Source organism: Neisseria sp. P0009.S007 (assembly GCF_051962515.1).
Genome location: NZ_JBQCVF010000201.1, coordinates 1 through 2,532 on the forward strand (window position 1 = coordinate 1; position 2,532 = coordinate 2,532).

Here is a 2,532-nt window from a genome sequence, read left to right on the forward strand (position 1 = left end):
ATGCTTTTGCTCGGACAGGCGGCAAGAATGGCCGCGGCAATGCTGACGAGCGTAATGCGGTACAAATGTTTTTTCATGAAATCAATAGCGTGTCGAAAGGCCGTCTGAAAGCGATTTTTCAGACGGCCTATGTTGGAAAGTGCTGATTTTACATAAACATAAAATACACTAAGTTATTTTATTGAACATATATCGTACTTTATCTATCCGACTATTTGGACGACGGGGCTGGCAAACAGGTTCACCGGTAGTAACATGGTACCCTTTTAACTCTGTTAAACAAACACTACGTCCATTTGTAAAGAAAGTTAAATCACTACGATATTCTTGAATACACCGAGCAGGGATTTCTCCACTAAGAATGACCTCATTATTTTTCAATTGAGTGTCTACGATGTTCGCACAATATTTAGGAGCATCGTTGTATGCTCGTGAAAGATATTCCTGTGGCGCATAAATTTTAAAACTAAGATATGGCTCTAACAATTCTGTTCCAGCTTTTTTTAAGACTTGTTCCAATACAATAGGAGCAAGCATCCGAAAATCTGCTGGGGTACTAACAGGGCTATAGTATAAGCCATACTTAAAACAGATTTTACAATCCGTCACATTCCAACCATATAATCCTTGTTCGCAACCATAGCGTATCCCTTCCATAACTGCATTTTGAAATGATTGATTTAAGTATCCAAGAGAAACCGAGCTCTCATACTGCATTCCACTTCCCAACGGAAGCGGTGATACAGATAAACCAATGGAAGCCCAGAAAGGATTTGGCGGCACTTCGATGTGAATGGTATATTCTGCATTTTTTAACGGTCTCTCCATATAAATGACTGTAGGCTCTTTTAGTTCTATCTCCACATGATACTTTTCTTGCAACAGTGCACTAATCACTTCCATTTGTACTTTCCCTAAGAAAGAAAGTATGATTTCATGTGTCGCAGAATCCACATAATATCGCAGAAGCGGGTCACTGTCGGAGATTTCTAAAAGTGCATCAAGTAACATTTCCCTTTGTTGAGGTTTGCTCGGTTCAACAGTCGTTTGCAGCAGAGGGAGGGGATTTTCAATTCTCTCTCTCTGTGGCAATAGCTTTGTATCTCCAAGAACACTATTTAACTTCAAAAACTCATTCTGCAAAATAACAATTTCCCCGGAATAAGCCTTATCGATTTTACATAATTCACCATTTATTGAAGTATACATTTCTGTAATTTTTATTTTTTCCTTTTCCGATATTCTAACCGAATCTCGCAAATGCAGTACGCCACTATAAAGACGTATATATGCAAGACGCTGTCTTTTTTCCGAATACTCAATTTTGAAAACTTTTCCGCAAAGTTCAGACTGACCTCGATGTGTTGATGAATAAAATTTATTCGTAATCACTTCTATAAGGTTATCAATCCCTATATTGTTTTTTGCACTTCCGTGATAAACAGGGAACAGGGAACAATTATGAAATCTTATGCTTTCCTCTTGTTCGAGTTCTAATGCTTCCAATAATTTCCCAGACGTATATTTCTCCAAAAGGTAATCATTTCCTTCTATTACCATATCCCATTGTTCAGATTCGGTAAAGTTCATTACACGCATATTAGGATGCAGTTCTACCTTCTGTTTGATTACAATTTCGGCAGAAAGTTTCTCTTTAATATCCTGATAAACCGTTGATAAATCAATTCCATTTTGGTCAATCTTATTGATAAAAAAGATTGTGGGAATCCCCATTTTCCTAAGTGCATGAAATAATATACGAGTTTGTGCTTGTACGCCATCTTTTGCAGAAATCAGTAGAATTGCCCCATCTAAAACTGATAATGAACGATATACTTCTGCTAAGAAATCCATATGTCCTGGCGTGTCTATGATGTTCACCTTCGTATTTTCCCACTGAAAAGAGGTTATTCCTGTCTGAATTGTAATTCCTCTCTGACGTTCTAAAAGCGTATTATCCGTCCTCGTTGTACCTTTGTCCACGCTTCCTAATTCTGTAATCGCTCCACTGTTATATAATAAGCTTTCTGTTAAGGTAGTTTTTCCTGCATCAACATGAGCTAAAACTCCAATATTAATAATTTTCATGTGATTTTCCTCCATTCAAAAACCCAAAAGGGCATAAAAATCCCAGTGATAAATACTTTTATCACTGGGATTTTTATGCATAACCATAGGTATACAAAGCATACAGATATTCTCTGGATACTTTAGAATCACATGATAAAGGTATTCTTAAACTGGGTACAAAAAACTAAGCCCTCCTAAAAAAGGACATCTAATTATTTGTTCCCGCTATCAAATTGACAGTTTATTTAAGAATACCTTGCCGCATATTTATTAACTCCTTTTAAATAGTCACTTAAATAATAGCACGTAAGAGCATATTTGTAAAGGAATCTCCAATTTTTTATCAAAAAAAGCGATTTATCGGCGCGGCGGCAATTTGACGACAACCGTATCGGCCAGCATATCGTAGAGCGTGCGGCGGTCGCGTTTGACGGAAAAGAGCATGATGAAGTTGATGAAGGC

2 protein-coding genes and 1 pseudogene are annotated in these 2,532 nt (G+C 37.2%); all 3 read right to left on the minus strand.

The window, feature by feature from the left end:
- Nucleotides 1–168 precede the first annotated feature (168 nt).
- A complete protein-coding gene (gene tet(M), locus ACTHS3_RS11545; protein WP_063856397.1) occupies nt 169–2,088 on the minus strand; it encodes a tetracycline resistance ribosomal protection protein Tet(M) in 1,920 nt (639 codons plus the stop codon).
- A gap of 15 nt (nt 2,089–2,103) precedes the next feature.
- Nucleotides 2,104–2,190: a tetracycline resistance determinant leader peptide gene (locus ACTHS3_RS11550; RefSeq protein ID WP_011058339.1), complete on the minus strand. Its 87-nt coding sequence runs from the start codon at nt 2,188–2,190 to the stop codon at nt 2,104–2,106.
- A gap of 237 nt (nt 2,191–2,427) precedes the next feature.
- A pseudogene (locus tag ACTHS3_RS11555) lies at nt 2,428–2,532 on the minus strand (RDD family protein); the annotation flags it as partial.